At 57.8% G+C, this 7,059-nt stretch carries 6 protein-coding genes; all 6 read left to right on the plus strand.

Annotated elements, in window-relative coordinates; genetic code table 11:
• A partial coding sequence (locus AC2FNU_RS23080) for a CoA transferase (protein ID WP_496793199.1) occupies positions 1 to 1,350 on the plus strand: 1,350 nt, incomplete at its 5' end.
• A 9-nt stretch (positions 1,351 to 1,359) separates the two neighbouring features.
• Positions 1,360 to 2,988, plus strand: a complete 1,629-nt coding sequence (locus AC2FNU_RS23085) for a N,N-dimethylformamidase beta subunit family domain-containing protein (RefSeq protein WP_496793204.1) — start codon at positions 1,360 to 1,362, stop codon at positions 2,986 to 2,988.
• A 146-nt stretch (positions 2,989 to 3,134) separates the two neighbouring features.
• Positions 3,135 to 3,410: a PepSY domain-containing protein gene (locus AC2FNU_RS23090; RefSeq protein WP_496793209.1), complete on the plus strand. Its 276-nt coding sequence runs from the start codon at positions 3,135 to 3,137 to the stop codon at positions 3,408 to 3,410.
• A 56-nt stretch (positions 3,411 to 3,466) separates the two neighbouring features.
• Positions 3,467 to 3,988, plus strand: a complete 522-nt coding sequence (locus tag AC2FNU_RS23095) for a helix-turn-helix transcriptional regulator (protein WP_496793213.1) — start codon at positions 3,467 to 3,469, stop codon at positions 3,986 to 3,988.
• A gap of 222 nt (positions 3,989 to 4,210) precedes the next feature.
• A complete protein-coding gene (locus AC2FNU_RS23100; protein WP_496793217.1) occupies positions 4,211 to 6,307 on the plus strand; it encodes a hydantoinase/oxoprolinase family protein in 2,097 nt (698 codons plus the stop codon).
• Positions 6,304 to 7,059, plus strand: a 756-nt coding sequence (locus tag AC2FNU_RS23105; RefSeq protein ID WP_496793221.1) for a hydantoinase B/oxoprolinase family protein, incomplete at its 3' end; no start/stop codon positions are given. The genes AC2FNU_RS23100 and AC2FNU_RS23105, both read left to right, overlap by 4 nt.

The raw sequence follows: 7,059 nt of genomic DNA on the forward strand, positions 1-7,059 counted from the left end.
GTGGCGGGTGTGGAGGAAAGCGGTTGGCTTGAGGGGCTCAAAGTGTTGGATCTGACCAATGTCATCGCTGGTCCGACCATAGGTTCCACGCTGGCGCGCTACGGGGCTCAGCCACTGCGCGACGGGGTGGCGGGTGTGGAGGAAAGCGGTTGGCTTGAGGGGCTCAAAGTGTTGGATCTGACCAATGTCATCGCTGGTCCGACCATAGGTTCCACGCTGGCGCGCTACGGGGCTCAGGTTACTTCGGTTCAGCCGGTAGAGCCGTCAGTCGACCCTTGGAACACGGTTGTGTTTGGTTTGCATGCGCATCGCGGCAAACGCAGCGTTTTGCTGAACCTCGGCTCAGAGCAGGGGCAGGATGCCTTGCGGCGGCTCATCGAAGCATCGGACGTCATAACGATGAACGGCACGGACGAACAGCGCGACGCCTTGGGCCTTGGCGCAGAGCAGCTGGCCGCAATCAACCCAAAGCTCATTTTGGTTCAACTGGATGCCTTCGGCGGCCCCGCGCGCGGCCCCAAATCGGACCATCTGGGCTATGACGATCTGGCACAAGCCGCGACCGGAGTGATGGTGCGCTTTGGCGGAGGGATGGAGACACCGGAAGAGCATGCGCATTTCGGCACGATCGACGTTCTGACCGGATATTGCGCCTGTGTTGCGCTGGGCGCGGCCCTTGTGAGGCTGCAGAAAACCGGAAATGGCGGGATCGCTCGAGCAGCGCTGGCGGGGGCAGGGAACCTCATTCAGGCACAGTTTATGTATGATTTTGAAACCTGCGCCCCTTTTGACGAACCCGCAGGGCGTTCGGCGTTGGGATGGGGCCCGTTTTACCACTGCTACCGCGCTGCTGACGGTTGGCTTTTCTTCGCGGCACCAAAAGATCAACGAGACGCCCTACGCAAAGTTGACGAACTGTCAGATGTCGCTGACATGCCAGAACCACACTTAGCCAAAGCTCTGGCTGATCGGATTGCCAAGCAGCCCGCCGCATATTGGCAGGAAGCTTTCAAGGGTACGTCTTCAACTGTTATGCCTCTGGGTTCGCTGCACGACACACGTGACGCTGTTTTACATCTCGAAAGCTCTGGTCAGGTTGATCTGACGCAGAATACGTTCAGTGTCATCCGGCATGATTTGCACCCTATGGGTCGGTGGTGTGATCTTGTTGCTCCGAACGCCGTGCGGCCTGAACGAGCCAGGATCGTAATCCCTGGACCGATGCCAAAATACGGGGCGGACACACGATCAATCCTGAGCGAAACCGGGTTTTCTGATGCGGAAATTGACGCAATGATCGCCAGCGGTTCGGCAGGTGAAAGCTGGTCAGACCGCTACCTGCCGGAGTGACACCAACCCATGACGCGTTCCGAGAACCAGGGCCCTGCCATCACCCCCCGAACCCGCGCCAAGGCGCGACATATTCTCGACCACTACTATATCGGACCGTCTCGGGACGCGTCCGTTCTTGAGATATGGGGGTACACAGAGCGTATGACTTATGCGCCGGGCGAACAGTTGGCACTGCGCGTTTCTACCACCGCTCGCGAGTGGGATCTGGAGATCGGGCGCGATGGCACTACCTACGAAGTGCTGCACCGCGAGAGCGGCTTGAAGGGTGTGCATCAGAGAACGCCCAAAGACTGCTCGGTCGTGGGGTGCGGGTGGCAGGTGACATACGAGTTCAGAATTCCGGACGACTGGCGTGAAGGCGGCTATCTGGTGACGTTGCGCGCTGAACAGGATGGGGATCGGGTGGAAGAGCATCACCTGTTCCTGCTGCGGCGCGCAGCTGAAAAACCAGCAGCACCTTACGTCCTGATCTGCGCCACAGGGACATGGCTGGCCTATAATTGCTGGGGAGGATCCAATCACTACGAAGGCATCACCGGACCCCACGGCAATGCGTTCTCTCCGGTGGTGTCGACCCAACGGCCGTGGACACGGGGATTTTGCAAACTTCCTGCAGGTGCCCCGCGTGCTGTACCGGATGCACCGCATAGTCCGGGAGAGATGGTGCGCTACCCCTATATGGAATGGGCCTATTCCTATGGGTATTCCAAGAAGTATGCCTCGGCCGGATGGGCCAGTTACGAGCGTCATTTCGCGCGCTGGGCCGAAGCGGAAGGGTATGAATTCGATTTCGCAACACAGCATGATCTTGAGGCTGACCCGGACCTGTTGAAGGACTACCAATGCGCTGTTTTTGTGGGCCACGACGAATATTGGTCAGCCAATATGCGCCACGCTGTCGACAGGTTTACCGAAGGTGGCGGGCGGGTTGCCCGGTTTGCTGGAAACTTCCTGTGGCAAACACGGATCGAAGATCAGGGCCGTACCCAGGTTTGCTATAAATACACCGCAGATCTTGACCCTTTGGTGGGCAGCGATCACGAACATCTCGTGACATCCGCGTGGGAGGTCTCTCCTGCCAACTGGCCCGGTGCGCAGACCTTTGGGGTTAACGGCTTAAAGGGCGTCTATGCTGGTCTGGGCCGATGTGTCGGGCGGGGAAGCGGCGGGTTTACCGTCTATCGACCCGACCACTGGGCGTTTGCAGGCGCGCAACTGGGATACGGTGACCAGTTGGGCGCAGGAGCGCGTATCTTCGGGTATGAAGTTGACGGGCTGGATTACAGAATGGACGACGGGCTGCCCTTTCCCACCGGCTTGGATGGCGCGGATTTGGGCGTACAGATCCTCGCACTTGGTCTGGCGACCAATATCGAGCCTGACCACGAAATCTGGGGCGAGACCTTGTATATCGGCAGTTCTGATGCGGTGTTTAAGGCCGAAAGCATGTTTGGCGTTTGCACAGACGAGACACTGGACCGCAGCAGCCGGGGCAACGGGGCGGTCATCTGTTGGCAACGTGGGCTTGGAGAGGTCTTCACCGCGGGCACGTGTGAATGGGTGATGGGCCTTGTGCGTCATGATCGTCAGGTCGAGCAGATCACGCGCAATGTGCTGAACAGGTTCGGAAAGTAATAGCCGCTCTAACGTCTTTTCAGCATAAACCTTTGGCCTAAGCCGGTTGAATTCTGCCAAAAGTCCAATTTTGTTGTTCCGACAAGCCGCACAGATCAGGACAACCGCAGCCTCGCGGTGACTGATATCTTTGAAAGGAATGGCAAATGAACAAAATTGGCAAACTGGCAGTGCTGGCGGCTTTTGTGGCACCGGGCTTGGCGATGGCACAGATCAACGTGAATGATGTGCTGGGATCCTCTGAGGGTGCAATACGCGTGGCTTTGGAAGCCAAGGGCTATTCCATCGCAAAATTCGAAATCGAAGATGACGAGATTGAAGTTTATGCCTCACTAGAGGGCAAGACCTATGAGATCGAAGTTTCGCCAGAAACCGGCGCCGTTCTGGAAATTGAGCTGGACGACGACGAGGACGACAGCTGACACAAATGGGGTGCGTCCAGCTCTGGACGCACCCCTAACAGACCGAAGGCCAAATCATGACACGTGCTACAGTTCTATGGTCCTTATTTGCAGTGCAGGCTATCTGCAGCGCCTATTTCCTGTTGGACATTGTGCTAGACTTTTGGCCCAACTCAACGTTTTTTCTGGCAGAAAGTGATCTTGTCGAATTGCTTGTCACGGTTGCGTTGATTGGTGGGTTGGCGTTCACCACCGTCGAGCTGCGCAAAATGCTGAGCCGTCAGGCCAGGCTTGAGGATCAGATGAAAGTTGCCTCTGGCGCGTTTGGCGAGGTGCTGGAAGCGCGGTTTCAGACATGGTCGCTGACCCAGGCTGAGCGGGACGTCGCCATTCTGGCGATAAAAGGATACGCGATCGCGGAAATCGCGGAAATCCGGGCCACCAAACAGGGCACGATCAAAGCGCAATGTGCATCGATTTACCGAAAGGCCGGAGTATCGGGCCGATTGCAACTTTTGAGCCTCTTTGTCGATGACCTGCTTGCGGATAATTTGGTCTCTGTCCCCACTCATCAAACGCACAGAGCGGATATGACCTGAAGTCTATTGGCGAAGTAGACAAGATTGTGTCGCTTGGGGACTGTAATGTCGCAAACTTGCTAGTGGGATTTTGGCCAACGGGCCAAAAAAAAGTATGACGTGTTTGTGTATCCCTATTCGTCTGGATCGCCGTGCAACCGGTTGTGATCTGGTGGCACCGCGCCGGTAGCTGCCCTGCCGGGCGAACCGCCTGCATGCTTTCAGACGATCACGGAATACCAAATGAGTACCGCGCTACGCCTTGCCATCGATATTGGTGGCACCTTTGCCGACACAGTTCTGGTCTCAGGGGATGAGACGATACTGGCGTCGACGAAAACCCTGACCACGCATAAAAACCCGGCCGAAGGCGCCATGGAAGGCGCTCAGCGCGTTATGGCGCAGACGGGTCGGTCTCTAAAGGATGTCTCCGGGTTTATCCATGGCACGACATTGGCAACCAATGCGCTGATTGAACGGCGTGGGGCGGTTGTGGCAACGATCTGCACTGAAGGGTTCCGAGACATCCTCGATATCGGGTACGAGCGGCGCTATTCCCAATACGACATCAACCTGGAAAAGCCGGACCTTCTGGTGCCGCGTGAACGATCCTTCGTCATCCGCGAACGCATGTCCGCCGAAGGTGTGGTATTAATCGATCTGGATGAAGCGCAGATCGAACACCTGCTGATCGAGCTGGACGCGAGCGGTGCCGATGCGGTGGCGATCTGCCTTATGCACTCTTACGCCAACCCCACCCACGAACGACGCTTGCGCGATCTTTTGGCCCAACATCGTCCCGACCTTACGGTTTCGATCTCGTCCGACGTCAGCCCCGAAGCGCGTGAGTTTGACCGGCTCTGCACCACCGTCGCGAACGCATACATTCAGCCGCTCATGGAATCGTATCTGACGCGTTTCGTCGAACAGTTCGCAGCCGAGGGCGTAACTTGCCCGATCCTGATGATGACTGCGGGTGGTGGGATGTGCACAGTGGAAACTGCGGCACGGTTTCCAATCCGACTGGTTGAATCCGGCCCTGCGGGCGGTGCCATTTTGGCCGCACGCATTGCAGCGCGTTCCGGGCTGGATCAGGTCCTGTCATTTGACGTCGGTGGCACCACAGCCAAGCTTTGCCTGATCGACAATGCGCGCCCGCAGACCTCCAGATCCTTTGAAATTGCCCGTGCGGCACGATTCATCAAAGGTTCGGGCATGCCGGTGCGTATCCCGGTGATTGAGATGATTGAAATCGGTGCAGGCGGTGGCTCGATAGCAGGCGTTGACCGTCTGGGCCGTCTGACCGTTGGCCCTAAATCTGCCGGGTCAGAGCCCGGACCGGTGGCCTTCATGCGCGGCGGTACGGACCCAACCGTGACCGACAGCGACATCACGCTGGGCTATATTGTGCCGGACACATTTGCCGAGGGGCATATTCAACTGGACCCCGAAGGCTCTAGGGCCGCACTGAAGCGCGTGATTGGCGAGAAACTGGACTTGGATGCGGTCGGCTCGGCGGACGGCGTTAGCCGGATCGTGGATGAAAGCATGGCCAGCGCCGGGCGTATGCACGCTGTTGAAAGCGGCAAGGATCTGGGGCCGCGTACGATGATAGCCTTTGGCGGCAACGGGCCGTTGCATGCGAGCCGCGTTGCACGCTCGGCCGGGGTGTCGCGTATCGTGATCCCACCCAATCCGGGTGTCGGATCGGCGGTTGGCTTCCTGTTCGCACCGGTGTCGTTCGAAATCGTCCGTTCACGCTATTCCTTGCTCGACAGTATGGATATGGATGGGGTGAACGCCCTTTTCGATACAATGATTGCCGAAGCGAAAGAGGTTGTAGCCAAAGGGGCAGGCGATGCGCCGACCGAAAGCCAGCGCACTGCCTTTATGCGATATAACGGACAGGGCCACGAGATCGAGATCCAGCTACCGGATCGCGCCCTGACGCGCGACGATATTGCGCCGCTGATCGCCGCCTTTGAAGAGGAATACAGAAAGCAATTCTCGCGCCCTGTGCCGGGGATGGAGATCGAAATCCTCAATTGGGCGGTTCGGGTCGCAACCCCGGACAGTTCTGTGCCACCGGTGTCTCAAACACCGGACCTCACGGCGTTTGACGTCACTGAAACGCGACCCATCACTTGTGATGTGGATGGCGCAGCGAAAGACGCGGCCTTTGTGGCCCGAGCCGATCTGAAACCCGGTGACCATGTACGCGGCCCGGCGCTGATCTATGAACCGCAAACCACCACGCTCGTATCTGCTGATTTCTCGGCGCACATGGATGCCATTGGCAACCTTGTCCTGGTCCAGGACCAGAAAGGAGGCGTAAAATGACTGCTGAACTTTCCCCCGCCCGTCTGCAAGTGATGTGGAACCGCCTGTTGGCGGTAGTTGAGGAACAAGGACAGACGCTGATCCGCGCAGCGTTCTCGCCCATTGTGCGTGAATGCGGTGATATTTCTGCGGGGATCTTTGACGTCAATGGTCGGATGCTGGCACAGGCCGTGACCGGTACGCCCGGCCATATCAATACGATGGCCGAGGCGGTGCTACATCTGCGGGGTCGCTTTGCACTGCAGGACATGAAACCCGGTGATATCTATATGACCAATGACCCGTGGCTGGCCTCGGGGCATCTGAACGACTTTCTGCTGATGATGCCCGCGTTCAAGGATGGCAAAGTTGTTGGTTTTACCTCCTGCACCGCGCATCTGGTCGATCTGGGTGGTCTGGGGATGGGGCCAGAGGGGTCGGACATCTACGACGAAGGCCTTTTGATCCCGCCTTGTAAACTGGCCGAAGAAGGTACGCCCAATGCGCTTTTGATGGACATTATCCGCGCCAACTCGCGCGAGCCGATTGCCAACGAAGGCGACATCTACGCTTTGATTGCCTGTTGTGAAGCGGGTGTGAACCGTCTGCTGGCGATGATGGATGAGTTTGGGATCGACGATCTGGATACACTGGGCAGCTACATTATCGACACGTCTCGCAAGGGTGCGCTGGAGGCCATCGCCGAGGTGCCGGAAGGCGTTTACAAGAACGTGCTGCGTATGGACGGATATGAGAATGAGCTGGAGCTGCAC

The organism is Ruegeria sp. BHSB064 (assembly GCF_059613205.1).

Bases quoted from the DNA above. Each gene is read 5' to 3' on its own strand.
- AC2FNU_RS23085 (WP_496793204.1), top strand. From the start codon at position 1,360: ATGACGCGTTCCGAGAACCAGGGCCCTGCCATCACCCCCCGAACCCGC.
- AC2FNU_RS23090 (WP_496793209.1), top strand. From the start codon at position 3,135: ATGAACAAAATTGGCAAACTGGCAGTGCTGGCGGCTTTTGTGGCACCG.
- AC2FNU_RS23095 (WP_496793213.1), top strand. From the start codon at position 3,467: ATGACACGTGCTACAGTTCTATGGTCCTTATTTGCAGTGCAGGCTATC.
- AC2FNU_RS23100 (WP_496793217.1), top strand. From the start codon at position 4,211: ATGAGTACCGCGCTACGCCTTGCCATCGATATTGGTGGCACCTTTGCC.